At 44.4% G+C, this 17,725-nt stretch carries 19 protein-coding genes; 8 read left to right on the top strand and 11 right to left on the bottom strand.

What is annotated here, in order from left to right; all coding sequences use genetic code 11:
* Positions 1-147 precede the first annotated feature (147 nt).
* Positions 148-1,305 carry a 2-octaprenyl-3-methyl-6-methoxy-1,4-benzoquinol hydroxylase gene (locus tag BSQ33_RS13630; RefSeq protein ID WP_021019440.1) on the top strand — a complete coding sequence of 386 codons (1,158 nt, stop codon included), beginning with the start codon at positions 148-150 and terminating at the stop codon, positions 1,303-1,305.
* A 77-nt stretch (positions 1,306-1,382) separates the two neighbouring features.
* On the opposite strand, the gene crr is transcribed toward BSQ33_RS13630, so the two are convergent.
* The 5 genes from crr to cysZ form a co-directional block, all read right to left on the bottom strand.
* On the bottom strand, positions 1,383-1,892 hold the full coding sequence (crr, locus tag BSQ33_RS13635; protein WP_021019441.1) for a PTS glucose transporter subunit IIA: 510 nt from the start codon (positions 1,890-1,892) through the stop codon (positions 1,383-1,385).
* Positions 1,893-1,995: 103 nt separating this feature from the next.
* Positions 1,996-3,720 (bottom strand): phosphoenolpyruvate-protein phosphotransferase PtsI, encoded by a 1,725-nt coding sequence (ptsI, locus tag BSQ33_RS13640; RefSeq protein ID WP_021019442.1) that lies wholly within the window; start codon positions 3,718-3,720, stop codon positions 1,996-1,998.
* A gap of 139 nt (positions 3,721-3,859) precedes the next feature.
* The gene (locus tag BSQ33_RS13645) at positions 3,860-4,117 is read right to left on the bottom strand and encodes an HPr family phosphocarrier protein (RefSeq protein ID WP_021019443.1); all 258 of its coding nucleotides are present in this window, start codon (positions 4,115-4,117) and stop codon (positions 3,860-3,862) included.
* Positions 4,118-4,349: 232 nt separating this feature from the next.
* Positions 4,350-5,318, bottom strand: coding sequence for a cysteine synthase A (gene cysK, locus BSQ33_RS13650; protein WP_088134312.1), 969 nt, complete (start codon positions 5,316-5,318; stop codon positions 4,350-4,352).
* A 243-nt stretch (positions 5,319-5,561) separates the two neighbouring features.
* Entirely contained in the window at positions 5,562-6,314 is a 753-nt protein-coding gene (gene cysZ, locus BSQ33_RS13655) for a sulfate transporter CysZ (RefSeq protein ID WP_021019445.1), read from the bottom strand.
* A 230-nt stretch (positions 6,315-6,544) separates the two neighbouring features.
* Between cysZ and zipA the strand changes: the two genes are divergently transcribed.
* The 3 genes from zipA (at position 6,545) to cueR (ending at position 10,016) form a co-directional block, all read left to right on the top strand.
* The gene (gene zipA / locus BSQ33_RS13660; protein ID WP_021019446.1) at positions 6,545-7,435 is read left to right on the top strand and encodes a cell division protein ZipA; all 891 of its coding nucleotides are present in this window, start codon (positions 6,545-6,547) and stop codon (positions 7,433-7,435) included.
* Between the two features lie 102 nt (positions 7,436-7,537).
* The gene (ligA, locus tag BSQ33_RS13665) at positions 7,538-9,556 is read left to right on the top strand and encodes an NAD-dependent DNA ligase LigA (protein WP_088134313.1); all 2,019 of its coding nucleotides are present in this window, start codon (positions 7,538-7,540) and stop codon (positions 9,554-9,556) included.
* Positions 9,557-9,608: 52 nt separating this feature from the next.
* A complete protein-coding gene (cueR, locus tag BSQ33_RS13670) occupies positions 9,609-10,016 on the top strand; it encodes a Cu(I)-responsive transcriptional regulator (RefSeq protein WP_088134314.1) in 408 nt (135 codons plus the stop codon).
* Between the two features lie 41 nt (positions 10,017-10,057).
* On the opposite strand, the gene BSQ33_RS13675 is transcribed toward cueR, so the two are convergent.
* The 3 genes from BSQ33_RS13675 to BSQ33_RS13685 form a co-directional block, all read right to left on the bottom strand.
* Complete coding sequence (locus tag BSQ33_RS13675; protein ID WP_021019449.1) at positions 10,058-10,912, bottom strand: co-chaperone YbbN; 855 nt, start codon at positions 10,910-10,912, stop codon at positions 10,058-10,060.
* A 328-nt stretch (positions 10,913-11,240) separates the two neighbouring features.
* Entirely contained in the window at positions 11,241-12,068 is an 828-nt protein-coding gene (locus tag BSQ33_RS13680; RefSeq protein WP_088134315.1) for an SDR family oxidoreductase, read from the bottom strand.
* Between the two features lie 45 nt (positions 12,069-12,113).
* Entirely contained in the window at positions 12,114-13,034 is a 921-nt protein-coding gene (locus BSQ33_RS13685) for a TIGR01777 family oxidoreductase (protein WP_088134316.1), read from the bottom strand.
* A gap of 320 nt (positions 13,035-13,354) precedes the next feature.
* Between BSQ33_RS13685 and BSQ33_RS13690 the strand changes: the two genes are divergently transcribed.
* The 4 genes from BSQ33_RS13690 to BSQ33_RS13705 are packed head-to-tail and all read left to right on the top strand — an operon-like array spanning position 13,355 to position 15,633.
* Complete coding sequence (locus BSQ33_RS13690) at positions 13,355-14,089, top strand: DUF1538 domain-containing protein (protein ID WP_088134317.1); 735 nt, start codon at positions 13,355-13,357, stop codon at positions 14,087-14,089.
* Positions 14,086-14,883: a DUF1538 domain-containing protein gene (locus BSQ33_RS13695; RefSeq protein ID WP_021019453.1), complete on the top strand. Its 798-nt coding sequence runs from the start codon at positions 14,086-14,088 to the stop codon at positions 14,881-14,883. Before BSQ33_RS13690 ends, BSQ33_RS13695 begins: the two co-directional genes overlap by 4 nt.
* Positions 14,873-15,223 carry a P-II family nitrogen regulator gene (locus BSQ33_RS13700; RefSeq protein WP_021019454.1) on the top strand — a complete coding sequence of 117 codons (351 nt, stop codon included), beginning with the start codon at positions 14,873-14,875 and terminating at the stop codon, positions 15,221-15,223. Before BSQ33_RS13695 ends, BSQ33_RS13700 begins: the two co-directional genes overlap by 11 nt.
* Positions 15,220-15,633, top strand: coding sequence for a CBS domain-containing protein (locus tag BSQ33_RS13705; protein ID WP_021019455.1), 414 nt, complete (start codon positions 15,220-15,222; stop codon positions 15,631-15,633). The genes BSQ33_RS13700 and BSQ33_RS13705 overlap by 4 nt, the downstream gene beginning before the upstream one ends.
* A 39-nt stretch (positions 15,634-15,672) precedes the next feature.
* On the opposite strand, the gene BSQ33_RS13710 is transcribed toward BSQ33_RS13705, so the two are convergent.
* The 3 genes from BSQ33_RS13710 to BSQ33_RS13720 all read right to left on the bottom strand — a co-directional run bounded on the left by BSQ33_RS13710 (position 15,673) and on the right by BSQ33_RS13720 (position 17,555).
* Complete coding sequence (locus BSQ33_RS13710) at positions 15,673-15,900, bottom strand: SelT/SelW/SelH family protein (RefSeq protein ID WP_232471981.1); 228 nt, start codon at positions 15,898-15,900, stop codon at positions 15,673-15,675.
* A gap of 249 nt (positions 15,901-16,149) precedes the next feature.
* Positions 16,150-16,665 (bottom strand): regulatory protein ToxS, encoded by a 516-nt coding sequence (locus tag BSQ33_RS13715; RefSeq protein WP_027694056.1) that lies wholly within the window; start codon positions 16,663-16,665, stop codon positions 16,150-16,152.
* A 5-nt stretch (positions 16,666-16,670) separates the two neighbouring features.
* Entirely contained in the window at positions 16,671-17,555 is an 885-nt protein-coding gene (locus BSQ33_RS13720; RefSeq protein ID WP_021019458.1) for a transcriptional regulator, read from the bottom strand.
* Between the last annotated feature and the right edge of the window lie 170 nt (positions 17,556-17,725).

Consider the following 17,725-nt stretch of genomic DNA (forward strand, 5'->3'; position numbering starts at 1 on the left):
AACGGCAATCAGAAGTTTGATGTCCTTTAGTGTTAAATCATTCGCAATATCTTTGTCTGACTAAGTGAATGAGACAAAATCAGTTCTCAAGATGCCAGTGAGCCCGTACAATCACGGGGTCAAAATTAGTCATAAGTAGTCAGCATTATGGAAACATATCAAGTTGCTGTTGTCGGTGGTGGCATGGTCGGTGCCGCTTTAGCCTTGGGGTTGGCACAGCAGGGTAAAAAAGTTGTTTTACTGGAAAGCCATCAGCCGCAGCCTTTTGATGCAACTCAGCCCATGGATGTCCGGGTTTCTGCTATCTCGATGGCCTCGGTCAAACTGCTTGAATCATTGGGAGTGTGGCAACATATTGAGTCGATGCGAGTGTGTCCCTACCGCCGCCTTGAAACATGGGAATCTGTTGAATGCAGAACCAGTTTTAATGCGCATGATATCGGGTTGGAACAGTTGGGTTACATGGTTGAAAACCGTATTATCCAACTTGGCATATGGCAGGCATTTCAGCAATATCCTAATTTAACGGTAAAGTGCCCGAGCCGCTTACAAAAGATTGAGTTCGGTGAGCAGGAGAATTGTTTACATCTGGATAAAGAACCGATGATTTGTGCTCAGTGGGTTGTCGGTGCCGATGGTGCTCATTCTCAGGTGCGTGATTTCGCTCGTATTGGGGTCACCGCATGGGATTATCGTCAACACTGTATGCTGATTCATGTAAAGACCGAACAGCCACAACAGGACGTGACTTGGCAACGCTTTTATCCATCAGGCCCGCGTTCATTTTTACCGTTAAGTGGGCATCAGGCTTCACTCGTCTGGTACGATTCACCCCAGAAAATTCGCCAATTGAGCCAGTTATCTTCAACACAACTGGCGCAACAAATTCAAGCTCATTTCCCTCCAGAGCTTGGAGAGATCGATGTGGTTCAGCATGGATCATTTGCTTTGACTCGGCGCCATGCACATCAATATGTTGCCAAACGTTGTGTTTTGATTGGTGATGCGGCTCATACGATTCATCCGCTTGCCGGACAAGGTGTGAATCTCGGCTTTAAAGATGTGAAGTGTTTGCTCAAGCAGCTTTCAGAATCGAGAGAGCTCAACGAAAGCGCTTTTGTGCGTTACGAACAGCGTAGAAGGCCGGATAATTTACTGATGCAAACAGGAATGGATGTATTTTATAAAACTTTTAGCAACGATCATACACCAGTAAAAATCGTCAGAAATGTTGCCTTAAAATTAGCAAATCATTCCGGGATGCTTAAAAAACAAGTGTTACGTTACGCGATTGGTTTGTCATGAAGGGGAAAGGACATATAAAAAACGCTGCTTTTGGGGCAGCGTTTAATGAATAAACATTCTCACGATGGTGATTGTGTTTATTTGGTCACTCGTAGTACAGGCGTTTCACCAACAACAACTGAACCAGAGAGTTTGTTCAGTTCTTTGATTTCATCCATGTTTGAGATCACAACTGGTGTTAGCGTTGATTTTGCTTTTTCTTCTAAAAGCGCAAGATCAAATTCAATCACAGTGTCACCTGCTTTAACAGGTTGGCCTTCTTCTGCGATACGCTTGAACCCTTCGCCTTTCAGTTCAACAGTATCGATACCGAAATGAACGAATAACTCGACGCCATCTTCTGATTCAATAGAAAATGCATGATTTGTTTCGAAGATTTTACCAATTGTGCCGTTTACAGGAGCAACCATCTTATCTCCAGATGGTTTGATAGCAATGCCATCTCCAACGATTTTTTCAGCAAAAACGACATCAGGCACATCTTCAATATTGACGATTTCACCAGATAACGGTGCAATAATATCAATTGCGCCTGTGTCAGCACTGTCGTCAGATACTAACTTTTTAAGTTTGTCAAACAGCCCCATTGTGTCAGCTCCTAAAGTTTGAATTTATTCTTTCGGGTTATAGTATACTAATGATATGCAGTAGGCGACCACTTTTGTGGGCCCACTGCAAATGCTTATATCATTATTGTGACTTTTCTGAGATAAACTTCTCTACACAAGCATCAATTTCTTCAGCTGTAGGGAAAGATAGTGCTTCCTCAGCCATCGCTTTGACCGCCTGAAAGTCTACATCTCGAATCACTTTTTTCACTTTCGGGATAGAGATGCCACTCATTGAGAATTCATCAAGTCCCATACCCAGAAGAAGTAGTGTTGCCCGTTCATCACCGGCAAGTTCACCACACATCCCAGTCCATTTGCCTTCTGCGTGAGAAGCATCAATGACTTGCTTAATCACATTCAGCACAGCAGGAGAGAGTGGGTTATATAAGTGAGAAATCATTTCATTACCACGGTCAACTGCCAGCGTATATTGGGTCAGGTCGTTTGTACCGATAGAGAAAAATGACACTTCTTTTGCCAGATGGTGAGCAATCGCTGCTGCTGCTGGTGTTTCCACCATGACACCGACTTCAATTGATTCATCGAAATCATGACCATCTTCACGCAGCTCAGCTTTATAGGTTTCAAGCGCATCTTTTAATTCACGGATTTCTTCAACAGAAATAATCATCGGGAACATGATGCGTAGCTTACCATGAGCCGATGCCCGCAAAATCGCACGCAGCTGGTCACGCAAAATTTCGCGACGATCCAGACTGATTCGAATTGCACGCCAGCCGAGAAATGGGTTCATCTCTTTTGGCAAGTCCATATATGGCAAATCTTTATCGCCACCGATATCCATGGTACGAATAATGACAGGCTCGCCCTGCATTGCTTCTGCCACTTCTTTATAAGCTTCGTACTGTTCTTGCTCGGTCGGCAGAGAGGTGCGATCCATAAACAGGAATTCAGTGCGGTAGAGACCGACACCTTCACCACCGTTACGCATCACACCGTCACAATCTTTCACTGTACCGATGTTACCGCAGACTTCAACACGGTGCCCGTCTAGGGTTTCTGCAGGTAAATCTTTCAGTTTAGCCAGCTCTTCTTTTTCAGCAAAGAACGTCTCACGAACGCTTTTTGCTTCAGCGAGTTCATCTTCTGAAGGATTAATGATGATTTTATTGTTGATCGCATCTAAAACGAGCGTGTCACCATTTTTTACATGGCTGGTAATATCATTGGTACCAACAACAGCAGGTAACTCAAGAGAGCGTGCCATAATTGATGTATGGGATGTCCGGCCACCGATGTCAGTGACAAAACCTAATACATAATCGAGGTTGATTTGCGCTGTTTCTGAAGGTGTCAGATCGTAGGCAACAAGAATGACTTGTTCGTTGATCGCACTCAGATTGACGATATGGATACCTAATGCATTTTTTACAAAGCGGTTCCCGATATCGCGAATGTCTGTCGCACGTTCTTTGAGGTATTCGTCATCTAATGATTCCAGAGCCTCAGCTTGTTCTTCGATGACGGTATGAATTGCGTTGTCAGCATGGAGCTTATCGTTTTTGATGAGGGCTAAAATTTCTTCTTCCAGCTCTTCATCTTCAAGCAACATGATGTGGCCTTCGAAAATAGCTTCTTTTTCTTCGCCAAATGTCTCAAGCGCTTTCTGTTTAATGACTTCTAACTGCGTTTTTGATTTATCGCGTGCGTCGTAGAATTTTTGTACCTCAGTTTCTACTTGCGCGTCTGAGATAGTGTTGGTGTTAAGGACGATTTCGTCTTCTTGAAGTAGTAGTGCTTTACCGATAGCAATACCAGGAGATGCTAGGATGCCTGAAATCATAGCCATACCTTAAACTGGTCAAATTTATTGAGAGATTACAAAACTAAATGCTAACGATATTGTTAGCATTTGTCATATATCATGAACAAAAGCCATTCTACTATTATAGTAAAATGGCCTCAAAATTCAGTGCTTCGAATTATTCAAGGTGATCCATCAAAGCAACTAAGTGATCAACTGCTTGTTTCGCTTGAGCACCTTCGGCAGAGATGGTAACAACAGTACCTTTGACAAGGCCGAGTGTTTGTAGTTTGAATAGGCTTTTCGCACTGGCGCTTTTTCCGTTTGAAGTAACGGTGATTTCAGCATCAAATTCTTTTGCTTCTTTCACGAACTGTGCAGCAGGACGAGTGTGAAGGCCGTTTTCAGCAGTGATTTCTACTTGCTTCTCGTACATTGTATATACCCCAATTTAATTTATTTTTTTCTTAGTTTAGAACCAAATGAAGCTTAGCTGCTGTCACCTTGTTACGCTAGTTTGCGATACAGTGGACGACACCAAGCTTCTTGCGTTCTTTATTTCGAACCTAAAAATAAAGCAAGTCTGATATTACCAAAGGTTGGGCAAGGATCAACAAAAAAGCCCCAATTAGGGGCTTTTTTCATAAAAAAATTGATTTCACCACATATTATTGTTGGTTCTCTTTCTCGGTAAATATACCGGCAAATAGTGCAGTGCTGAGGTAACGCTCACCGGAGCTCGGCAGAATCACGACGATTGTTTTATCTTTAAATTCAGGGCGTTCAGCCAGACGATTTGCAGCTACAACGGCTGCACCAGAGGAGATTCCCGCGAGAATTCCTTCCTCTTCCATCAGGCGACGGGCCATGTCAATTGCATCTTCAGACGTCACGCGTTCAACACGGTCGATGAGAGATAAATCGAGATTACCCGGGATAAAACCAGCACCGATCCCCTGAATTTTGTGCGGCGCCGGTTTGATTTCTTCGCCAGCTAGGGCCTGAGTTATGACAGGTGATTCTTCTGGTTCAACTGCAACAGAGATAATCGCTTTGCCTTTCTCTCCTTTGAGATAGCGGCTGGTTCCTGTCAATGTACCACCAGTTCCGACACCTGCGACGAATACGTCTACTTCACCGTCAGTTGCGTCCCAGATTTCAGGACCTGTGGTTTTTTCATGAATTTCCGGGTTTGCCGGATTATCAAATTGTTGTAGTAGCAAATATTTGTCAGGGTTACTGGCAACAATCTCTTCTGCTTTGTTGATTGCACCTTTCATCCCTTTTGCTGCCTCTGTCAACTCGAGATTAGCTCCCAGCGCTTTGAGCAGTTTACGGCGCTCTAAACTCATTGACTCAGGCATTGTCAGGGTCAGCTTGTAGCCACGGGCAGCAGCGACAAACGCGAGTGCAATACCGGTATTACCACTGGTTGGTTCAACAAGTTCAATACCCGGTTTGAGTTTGCCGGATTTTTCAGCTTCCCAAATCATGTTGGCACCGATACGACACTTCACGCTGAAACTTGGGTTACGAGCTTCTACCTTAGCGAGTACGTTACCTTGACTCACTTTGTTCAGACGGACGAGTGGGGTGTTACCGATGGTCAGGGAGTTGTCTTCGAAAATCTTACTCATTGTTATATTCCTTCATTGCACATTTTCGTGTTGTTTTATTGAGCGAAAACACGTTTTTTGTGGGGACCCGTAGAGCATAGGATGTCCGCTAATATGATGAAAGGATTAAAAAGTTATATCTTATAGGGGTTATTGAACTTTACAGTTTAAGCCATACGGCTTTGTTTGAGGGGATAGCTGAAAGTTCAATGTACCGCTTAATTTCTTCTTACATTCATCAATGTTTGCAAACTCCCATGGTCCCTAATTCTGGGATTTGAGCGTTTCGGCTTTAAACTCATTGACCCACATCGCCGTCGCGCCACAGACGGCAGCCGGCATCACAATTAAGTTGATGATAGGGATGGTTGTAAATAGCGTGACCAGCATACCGAAGCCGTAAGCGCGTCCCTGTTTGCCTTTTAGTTGCATACGCATGGTATTAAAGCTGACTTTGTGATTATCAAAAGGGTAATCACAATATTGGATTGCGAGCATCCACGCTGTAAAAATGAACCAGACCAATGGGCCAACGGTTTGTCCGATTCCAGGAATCAGCAACAGAATAAATAAGCCAATCATCTTTGGAATGGTATAACGTAGCTTGCGCCATTCTCGGGCAAAGATGCGGGGGATATCTTTGACAAAACTCCACAGGCCTTCATCGTTTATCGTATGACCATCGAGCAGCTTTTCAACTTTCTCTGCCAACAAGCCATTGAAGGGAGAAGCGATAATGTTGGCAACTGCACTGAAGAAATACATCGTTACAAAAAGTATTGACAGGACAGCCAGTGGCCAAATGATGTAGTTGAGCCATGACAGAAAGTCAGGCACATAGGACATCAGATGATCGAGCCAGTTTCCCATTTGCGTAAACACATAATAGAGTGCGCCGCCGAGCAATAGCACATTGGCCAGCAGAGGAAGTATCACAAATCTTCTGATCCCGGGGGTGACTGCCAGTTTCATTCCGAAAAAGAAATAGCCGAATCCTGAACGTTTTTTTAACGTCATTCTGTTTCCCTGTGTTGTTATTAAAAAGAAAGTGAGGCGTTTGCATGTATTCTAACTGACCCAATATAGAATGAAAGTCAGAAAAATCCCGCAGTTCTAACATTAATTTGTTCAAATGTAGGGGTGACTTTTGCTAAAGTGTGTGGATCAGTGGAGAGAATCTCTGAGCATGACACTTACTTAAGCGATTCTGTTCAGAAGCAAGTTATCGGGAAGACTGAGAGTTAAAGATGCAAGAATTGCGATTCGTACTCATCATCGTTGGCGCACTCGCCATCGCCGCATTACTTTTTCATGGGCTGTGGACCAGCCGGAAAGAGAGTAAATCGAAATTTGGAGATAAGCCATTAGGCAGAATAGAGGAAGAAGCATCATCTATAAAAAATACCCGAGCTTTTCCACAGGAGCGTGAGCATAAAAAATCCCGTAAGGAGCCGGACTTTTCACTGGACGATAACACGACTGACCCATTCATGGATGACGACACGCATCATGATAGAGTCGATCCACTATTTGCTGGATATGTGCCTGAAGAAGAGAAGCGGTCATATGATTTGGAACATCAGACCATCGCTGATATTGAAGCTGAAAACGAGTCTGGCATTGATGTTGATTCGAATATAGACCAACCCGTTGCACAAGATGAAGATATTCAACAAGCCGAATCAGCACAACAAACCGACAGTGGTAGTGATGAGCCGGATTATCAAGTCATTGTGCTCAATGTACACTGCGCTGGCAGCGAGTCTTTTGTTGGCACCAAGCTATTTGATAGCTTGCAACAGAACGGCTTGCTCTACGGTGAAATGGATATTTACCATCGACATGCTGATTTATCAGGAACGGGCAGAGTATTGTTTAGTGTTGCCAATATCATGCAACCCGGTACGTTGAAACATGATGATCCGAACGAATTTACCACCAAAGGCATTTCATTTTTTATGACGTTGCCTTGTTACGGTGACCCAGAACAGAATTTTAAGTTAATGCTGAAAACAGCGCAGCAAATTGCCGATGATTTAGGGGGGAATGTCCTTGATGATCAACGTTTGTTGATGACACCGGACAAACTTGCCGATTATCGGCGTCAGATTCAGGCCTTTAAAGCCCAAGCTGTTTAATTGTCATAGAGATACCCAAACAACAGCTTGACTCAATTGTTTAGGTATCTGGTGAGGAGGCTCCGGCATGGAGCCTTTTTTCATGAATCCGAGAAGTAAAACATGCAGACCATAGAACAAAAAATTCAAGAATTGCGGGACACGCTCCACCATCACTCTATCTTATATTACGTTGAAGATAATCCATCGATTCCTGATGCAGAATATGATCGTCTGATGAGAGAACTGATCGCGTTGGAAGCAGCAAATCCCGAGTTCATTGCGCCGGATTCTCCGTCACAGCGTGTCGGTGGGATGCCGCTTGATGGTTTTGAAACGGTCCAACATGAGATTCCGATGCTGTCGTTAGATAATGCTTTTGACGATCAAGAGCTGGACAGCTTTTCGCGGCGCATCAATGAGCGTTTAGCCGGACAACGTGTTGCTTTGTTCTGTTGTGAACCCAAATTGGACGGTCTGGCCGTCAGCTTGCTTTATGAGAATGGCGTCTTAGTCCGAGCGGCAACGCGTGGTGATGGTACCACCGGAGAAAATATTACCGAAAATGTGAAAACGATTCGCGCTATTCCATTAAAACTCAGAGGAAATGACTGGCCGGTTCGCATTGAAGTTCGGGGCGAGGTCTTTATGCCCAAAGCCGGATTTGAAGCACTTAATGATGCTGCCATCAAGAAAGGTGAAAAAACGTTTGTTAACCCGAGGAATGCTGCAGCGGGTAGCTTGAGGCAGCTTGACTCACGAATTACAGCAAAACGCCCGCTCAGTTTCTACGCTTATGGTATTGGTGTGATTGAAGGGGCAACACTGGCATCTTCACATTATCAACGTCTGGCACAGTTAAAGCAGTGGGGACTGCCGATGTGTCCTGAAACCAGCCAGGTGGCGAATCTGGATATGGTGAAGATGTATTATCAGGACATATTACAACGTCGAGATAATCTGGCTTATGAGATTGATGGCGTGGTCATTAAGGTTGATGATCTGGCGCTGCAGGAACAGCTCGGATTTATCTCAAAAGCGCCACGTTGGGCCATCGCCTACAAGTTTCCTGCCCAAGAAGAAATGACCCGTTTGAAAGATGTTGAATTTCAGGTCGGCAGAACGGGGGCGATTACACCTGTTGCAAAACTGGAGCCGGTGTTTGTCGGTGGTGTGACGGTGAGTAATGCCACATTACATAATGCAGATGAAATCGCCCGGTTAGGTGTTCGTATCAAGGATACGGTGGTGATTCGTCGTGCTGGTGACGTCATTCCGCAAATTGTTTCTGTTGTGTTAGAACAGCGACCTGAGGATACTCAGGAGATTATTTTTCCGTCACAGTGTCCGATTTGCCATTCTGATGTTGAGCGGATAGAAGGGGAAGCCGTTACACGCTGTACCGGTGGTTTGGTGTGTCAGGCGCAGCGAAAAGAAGCGCTGAAGCATTTCGTCTCTCGTAAGGCGATGGATGTCGATGGCTTGGGAGATAAAGTGATTGAACAGCTGGTGGATAAAGAAATGATCAAAACACCGGCTGATTTATACCGTCTCTCTGCGGGCCAATTAACTGTGCTTGACCGGATGGGGCCTAAATCGGCACAAAATGTGGTGCAAGCGTTACAACAATCGAAGTCAACCACCTTGCCTCGCTTTTTATATTCACTTGGTATTCGGGAAGTCGGGGAGGCGACAGCCAATAATTTAGCGCGATATTTCCTCACGTTGGAAAATGTCCGCCATGCGACGCATGAGGCGCTGATTGAAGTGAACGATATAGGTTCGATTGTTGCGAGTCATATCATTGCTTTCTTCTCGGAAGAGAAAAATCAAGATGTTGTTGATGATTTGTTGTCGATGGGAATTACGTGGCCAGACATGGTTGCCGCTGAAGCGCCGGAAGCTTTACCGCTGGCTGGGAAAACGGTGGTCTTGACCGGTACGCTGACCGAGTTATCACGTCAGGATGCCAAAGCAGCTCTTGAAGCGATGGGCGCAAAGGTCACGGGGAGTGTGTCTAAAAATACGGATGTGTTATTTGCCGGTGACAACGCGGGCTCTAAACTGACCAAAGCTCAGGATCTCGGCGTCGAGGTGCAATCGGAACAAGATCTGATGGCTTTGATCGCATCACTTTCCTGAGCACGTCAATACACATCTTGTTGATTGAATGCTACGGCATCGGGAGGTCTTGGTGAATATCAGTGAAGTGTCAAAGTTGACTGGCTTGACAGCTAAATCAATCCGTCTTTATGAAGAGAAGGGTATATTGTCGCCACCTTTGCGTGGGGACAATGGCTATCGGGTCTATCAGCAGTCACATATTGATGATTTACTCTTGATTGCCCGGGCAAAACGGGTTGGTTTTAATCTTGAGGAATGCAAATTACTGGTTCATTTAGCAAATGATCCGAGTCGTAAAAGTTGTGCGGTGAAAGCTGAAGCGCGAAAGAAATTGACGCAAGTCACGCGTAAGCTGAATGAGTTGCAGCTGATTCAGTCTCAGTTAGAACAATGGATTGCTGAATGTCCCGGTGATGATAACAGCGACTGCCCCATTATTGATGATTTAAAGGGGCAGTCCTCTCATCGGGAACCATGAGTATGATGACTGATGGTTACTCACCGATCAGCTGCGTGAAATCAGTAGAGTAGAGAATAGAGTTTACGACGGTACTGACTTGCTAATGGATTCCCTTGTCCCAACGCACTTAGAATATCCATAAATATTTTTTTCATCTCCCCGTCATGGGCATTGAGATCGGTGCTCAAAAATGACCAGAGTAGTGCCAGTGCTTCTTCATCTCTCTGAACCTGATGGTATTGTGCGGCCAATTCACAGGCGAGTTTCATATCTTGTGGCGAACGTTGCAATGCCTCTTCTAGTGCAACAATTTCCGGGCTATTGGCGGCTTGATGATGCAATTCCAATTTAGCGAGCAGGCTCTTGAACTCGTTATCCTGAAATTCTAAAGGAATATGTTGTAAGAGCGCTTCAGCCGCTTCAAACTGCTGGGTTTCCAATAGGCAATTGGCTAAGGCAAGTTTTACTTCACCTTTATTTTGCAGCGTTTCAGGGAGTGCTTGTAATAAAGTCAGCGCCTGAACATATTCTTGCTGCTCTATCATCGCCAGTGCTTGTTGCAAATTCATTTCGTCTTGGCTGGGAAGATGTTTCTCAAGCATGGCGGTCACTGACTCAATGCTTTGTGGACCACCCAATCCATCCACAGGACGTCCTTGAGAGAAAAGCGCCAGGGTTGGAATTGACTGAATACCAAACTGTGCCGCGATGGCTTGCTCTTCCTGACAATTCAGTAAAGCGAGTGTAAAAGCGCCCTGATATTTTTGTGCTAATCCTTGCAACGGTTGGATCAGTGCAGCACTGGATTCGTCCATCGGTGCCCAAAAATAAAATAGGATCGGTGCAGAAAAAGAACCCTCTAATAGCTCTCGGATATTTTCTTGGGTGACATCAACGTGAAGTGGTGTGTGCATACGGTGAACTTCCTGAATTCAATGGGCAATAGCATATAAGTGTGGGCGGGTTGTTAAAAATCAAGTAAAACCGACTATATCCATTGATAAATCTATGTCAGTTAGCGCTGATCCCTGATGTGTCAGGATTGTTTTCTACCGGACAAGTGTAGTTAAAATATGATCAGAAACATTACAACAACGCAAATACTTAGCCAGTTTAGCTGATTGAGACTCATTTTTACCGATTCCAGAAGATGTGGCATTCTCGGTCGAGAACAATAAGCATATTAGAAGGTGATTATGAAATAATCATGACAGCCCGTCGCGATATGATCTGCGCCGTGTTCTAAGCGGCTTTATTGAGGATGTTGTCAAGCAAACGGGTTGGCAGCAGACGTTTAAGTACGGCAAAAACTTGTGTGGGTCTGGTAATTCGATATCGGATTCTGGGGGTCGGGCTTTCTAAGGCATGAAAAATCGCAGGCAGACAGTCTTCCGGTGGTAATGAGAACCGATTGTTAGACTTTTCTTGACTCAGGCGCTCAATCTGTTGTTGATACGCTTGGGCATGAATACTGTTTTGCGGTGTCACCCAACGTAAGAATACCGCCAGTGCATTTTCGCGAAATTGTGTCTCGATTGGTCCGGGCTCAAGGATACTGATATGAATGTCAGTTTGTTTGAGTTCGAGACGCAGCGTATCAGTCCAGCCTTCGATCGCAAATTTTGAGGCATTATAGGCACCACGATATTTCATCGCAGCAAATCCCAGAACCGAACTATTCTGAATGATCCTGCCATGACCTTGGCGGCGAAACTGTGGTAGCAGTTTGGTGGTTAGATCGTGCCATCCAAAAAAATTGGTTTCGAACTGTTCTCTCATTGCCTGAGTGGGGAGATCTTCCAGCGCACCGGGTTGACCGTAAGCGCCGTTATTGAACAGCGCATCGAGGCGGTGATTGGTTAGTGTCATCACTTCTTTAATCGCAGCGTCAATGCTCGTTGGATTGGTTACATCGAGATGAATCGTTGTCAGACCTTCATTTTGAAGCCGTTGTACATCTGCAATATCTCTGCATGAGGCAATGACTTGATAGCCTTTTTTATGTAAAGCATGAGCAGTGACGTAGCCGATACCCGATGAGCATCCGGTAATGAGTATTGTTTTAGACATAATTTCCTCGTGGGTATGCAGCCATTGCCACATCATCGGTTGATGTTATGGCAATGTCTGCAAAATCTGTTTGAGTGCAGGTTCCAGATGAGAGTACTGAAATTTAAATCCGAGTTCTGTTAATTTTTTCGGCTTCGCGCGAGTGCTATCAAGAAGCAGTGCTGCTGATTCGCCCATGAGCAGCCGAATTGCCCATACGGGTACAAACATTAGATGTGGTCTGTGTAGTGTTTTTGCCAGTGTTTTACTAAAAATTTTGTTCGGAACCGGATGGGGGGCACAGAGGTTGAATGGCCCGTGAGCATAGGTGGTTGCTAATAAAAAGAGGATTCCCTGAACCATATCCTGAATATGAATCCAAGGCAGATATTGATTGCCTGAGCCTATCGGGCCCCCGCAACCGAACCGATAGGGCAGCAGCATTTTTGGTAATGCACCACCGTCTGCTGATAGAACGACCCCTGTTCTGAGTAAACACACCCGGGTATTTTCAGACTCGGCTTTTTTGGCGATATTTTCCCAAGTGACACACACTGAGTGAGAGAACTCATTACTTTGAATTTGCAGGCTTTCATCAATCGGATGATCCTGTTGATCGCCGTAGAAGCCGACAGCTGAGCCACTGATGAACACGGATGGCGGGGATGAACTGGCATGAATGAGTTCAACAATTTTTTCCGTGATTTGCCAGCGACTCTGACAAATGATTTGTTTCTGCATCTCTGTCCATCGCCGATCAGCAATGGGTTCCCCAGCGAGGTTAATCACAGCATCGAAATGATTGAGGTCATGGAGGCTGTCTAAGCTGGTGATTAATTCAAGTGGATAATGGTTGAGATGATTGAGCTTTCCCCGAGTTTGTTTCTCTGAACGCGTCAACACAACAATTTCATGTTCATGGGTGATAAGCTGCTTGATTAACTCACTGCCGATGAGTCCCGAACCGCCGGTAATCAGTATTTTCATATCCTATCCATTTCATGTTGTTTGAATGTACTTGTAATGGTTTGAGGTGATTCTATCCGTTGGTTTAATTCATTACATACAGAATAATCATAAATGATTTTAGAAAGTAGAGACACGCAGCCAAGGCGGTGTTCGTGTTATATTTTTGTGATTGATTCTTGGTTTTAGTCGATGAATTTAGCGAAGTCACACGCAATATTGGATAGATCTGTCATCATATAATCAAGTTGTTCCATACGATGCAGGTCGTCGAAGATACTTGCCACAAAGACCTTTTCCCTCTCGGAGCGGGTTTGTCAGTCTGGCTCAAGTGAGGAGACATGAAAGCATTCATCGCGTTACTCAGAGTAATGCTGGGAAGTTTTAAAGATCTACTCCCGATAATTTTGGTTATTGCATTTTTCCAGTTAATCATTTTGCAACAACCTCTTCCGGATTTGATTTCAATTTTGGGTGGATTGTTATTCGTTGTTCTCGGCTTGACGTTTTTTATTTTTGGTCTGGAAATGGGGTTGTTTCCGATCGGTGAAAGTATGGCTCAGGCATTAGCCAAGAAAGGGAGTTTATTGGGATTATTGGGGTTCGCTTTTTGTTTGGGGTTTGGAACCACGATTGCAGAGCCCGCATTGACCGCGGTTGCTGCTGAAGCTGCAAAGGTCGCAGCGTCGGGTGGTGTGATAGAGATGACTGCGCAATCGATGAACAACTACACCATAGGATTACGATTAACCGTGGCCTTGTCCGTTGGGCTTGCTATCGTTTTAGGGGTCTTGAGAATCCTGAAGGGGTGGTCGATTCATTTGATGATTATCTGTGGTTACACGTGTGTCATGATCCTGACTATTTTCGCACCTGAAACCATTATCGGAATTGCTTATGATTCAGGTGGTGTGACAACGTCGACGATCACGGTTCCTTTAGTCACTGCGTTAGGGGTTGGATTGGCTTCTTCGATTAAAGGGCGTAATCCGATGGTGGATGGGTTTGGATTGATCGCATTTGCATCGTTGCTCCCAATGATTTTTGTGATGATTTATGGGATGACGATAGCATGATAACCATGACTCATTTCTTGCAGGTTTTATGGACCACGATCTTGGATGTTTTACCGATTGCGATCATTTTATTTGTATTCCAGTTGGTCATATTGCGTAAGCCAGTTGCCCGTCTACCCCATGTGATTCTTGGGTTCGGATACGTCATTCTGGGATTATCTCTTTTCTTGATGGGGTTAGATGCTGCCTTGTTTCCGCTGGGAGAAATGATGGCACAGCAGTTGACCGCGCCCTCATTTCTTGCACAAGTCCGTTTGAATGATGCAGAACTGTACCATTGGATCAATTACTATTGGGTTTATCTGTTTGCATTTTGTATCGGGTTTAGTACGACGATTGCTGAACCGTCTTTGATTGCCGTTGCGATTAAAGCCAATAAAGTGTCAGGCGGTTCGATTGGTGTGAATGGTTTGAGGGTTGCAGTCGCTTTAGGTGTGGCATTTGGTATTACGTTGGGGAGTTACCGTATTGTCGTGGGTGATCCGTTGCACTATTACATCATTATTGGTTATTTGCTGGTCGTGATTCAGACATTTTATGCCCCAAAAATGATCGTGCCTTTAGCTTATGATTCTGGCGGTGTTACCACATCAACGGTCACTGTACCCGTTGTGACGGCGCTGGGGTTAGGACTCGCATCAACGGTTCCGGGGCGGAGTCCGTTGATCGATGGATTTGGTTTAATCGCATTCGCTAGCCTTTTCCCCATGATATCTGTGATGGGATATGCGCAAGTGACGCAATGGTTGAACCGTAGACGCTCTCTGATGGAGAAAAAAGACAATGCGCTTTAAATTAATCGTTGCCTTTGTTGAAGATAGCAAAACAGACAAAGTATTAGATGCCGCCAGACAAGCAGGAGCGACAGGTGCGACTGTGATCAATAATGCCAGAGGTGAAGGACTCAATCAGAAAACCACCTTCTTTGGTCTGACATTGGAGGTACAGAAGGATATGGTGCTCTTTGTCGTTGAAGAGCATTTGTCTCGTCAAATTCTGGAAACCATTAACGAAGTCGGAGAGTTTGAAACGGAGTCGGGGCAGGGAATCGCCTTTCAAATTGATATTGAAGATGTCGTTGGCATCTCTCATCAGGTTGAAAAGTTAACCAAATACGTTGAGGACGAATTATGAATAGACATGATAGCGTGAGAGTCCGTGATGTGATGACCGAGACCTATGCTCTTGTTGATGGTTTGATGACTGTCTATGAAGCGATTCGAATAGCGAAACAGCAGCAGATCAAAGCGTTGATTGTCAATAAACGCCAAGAGGATGATGAATTCGGCATTGTGCTGATGAATGACATTGCCAAAAAAGTGCTTGCCAGTAACCGTTCATCAAAGCGGACGAATATTTATGAGATCATGACCAAACCAGCATTGTCTGTGAATCCTGATATGAAGGTTAAATATTGTGCTCGTTTATTTGAGCGGTTTGGTATCAGCCGAGCGCCTGTGATTGAACAGGGTAAAGTGATCGGTATGGTTAGCTACAATAATATTGTTGTCAATGGAATGCTTGAAGAAGACGATCTTGAGTAAGACGAGGCTCACTGGGCATGAGACTGCCCACAGAGCCGTTTATCGATCAATATGACCTAAATTGCGTTCGGGATCGAACACATCCCGAACGCGTTGCTTTAGCGTCTTGGCGTCGGGAAAGCCCTGATCTTTCTGACGTTCCCAAATCTGAATATCATTACAGAAAATCTCGAAACGCCCGCCAGTATCCGGACAGAGCGAAACTTGCTCGATCTCTTCACTGAATGTATGAAGTAGCTCTTGTGCTAACCAAGAAGCGCGCAACATCCAATTACATTGACGGCAGTAGAAAATACGAATATTAATTTTTTGCACGAATATCAATCTCAAATAGGGATAAATTTGATGAATGTGAGCAATAAAAATTCATCTAAAAAAAGCAAAAACAAACACAATTATCTTTTGACTGCGTTTCCTTGTTGCTGACGAGTCCCGTGAATGTTCATTCTATGATATTCGCTGGGTATATTCAGGGGCTGGTTTAATCAAGCCCCTTCGCTGCAACAGACAAGAGCGTTAGTTTTTAAAGAGGATGGTTGAATCGTGATTCAAACTGGTCAACAGCAGTGTCTTACTGTCAATGACATCAACGCGTCTGCTTTGTTGGGCATCCATTTTAAAAAATTGTTTGATCAGATTTAATTGCTTCGGCGTAAAATCTTTACTCTCGCTGGAAGAAACATCTTTAAATTCGGTCGGAGAGATCAGTAAATAGTTTTCACTGAGTTCCCAAGTACCGGTTTCTGAGATATCTATTTTACTCTCAGGCTCTTTCCCATTGGCATATAACTGAATCACGGAGACACGGATATATGTTTTGTTGGGAAGATATTTGACATTCGAGAGTACATCAACCCGACGAAGCGGGCCAACCGAGGCGACTTCATTTTTACTTTCGATCAGGGTGACGACTTTGGACTGCCATTCACTTGATGTCAGCACTTGTTTGAGTTTCAGATCACTTCCCCAGTATAGCCAAGCACTTAAAGCAATGGATGCAAGTAGCGTGAGCGTCGCAATGCGTTGGTTCATCTTTTTCACTGGCATACCTTCGTGAGATCCTCTTGATTGACAACAATATTCAAGGTGGCATTTTTGTCACTGTGTTCTATTGGGTAGATATAGTTCAGTATCATTTTGTTGTCTTGGCCATTGGTTGCAATAATCTGACTCGGTGGCGTATCCATCGAATGCGCAGCCCGGTATTTTTTCACGCAGATCTCAATGGACGGCAGCCATGAAGTTAACTCAGGATGGCTTTTTAGCGTTTTAATCGGAATATCATCAATGACAGTTAAATTACGAAACTGAGAGTGAGTCGGGCCGTTATACATAACAGCGATGATTGGTAAAATAAATGCGAGCAGGTAACTCAGCTTGGTTTTCCAACTCATTTTTTGAGTGGTCGCTTGCGTCATCGGTATTGCCTGCTGATCGGAAACGATATCGAGCGAATTGTTTTCCGATTCTGTGGCAGTGTTATGTGTTGACTCGACCAATGCATCTTCCTGAAGTGGCAGCAGTTCCTCCGATTGTTCCGGAGACTCATCTTTATCTGATGCGTTCGGATTTACGGTCGGAAGCGGCTCTACACTTGCGATTAGCTGGTAGCCTCGCTTGGGAACCGTTTTGATGTAGCGCGGTGACTTGGTGGAGTCATTGAGCATTTTTCTTAGTGTTGAAATCGCTTGAGTGAGACTTGAATCGTCGACTTCAAAACCTTGTTTACGCCACACAAAATCATGGAGCTCATTACGACGAATGACCTCATTGGGATGCTGGGCAAGCATCAATAAAATTCTACTTTCGTTACTCCCTAGCCGGATAGTCTCATTATCATTTTCTTTATCGACCAACGAGTTATTGTTGGGAACGAAGGTAAAGCGTTCAGCCAGAATGAACTTTGAGCTTATGGTATTCATCAATGTCTTCTTTTTATGTATTGAATACTGACGATTGGTTCTGTGATTATCTCAATGTCTGAGTTAAGGGCGAGTTAAGCTTTCTTGATGCCATTTAGATATATTGAGATTTCTTGAGCACAGGATAATAAAATTTTTAGAAAAAAACACTGTTTTTAGATTGTCTAACC

This window comes from Vibrio gazogenes (assembly GCF_002196515.1).
In the GTDB taxonomy this organism is placed as follows: Bacteria; Pseudomonadota; Gammaproteobacteria; order Enterobacterales; family Vibrionaceae; genus Vibrio; species Vibrio gazogenes_A.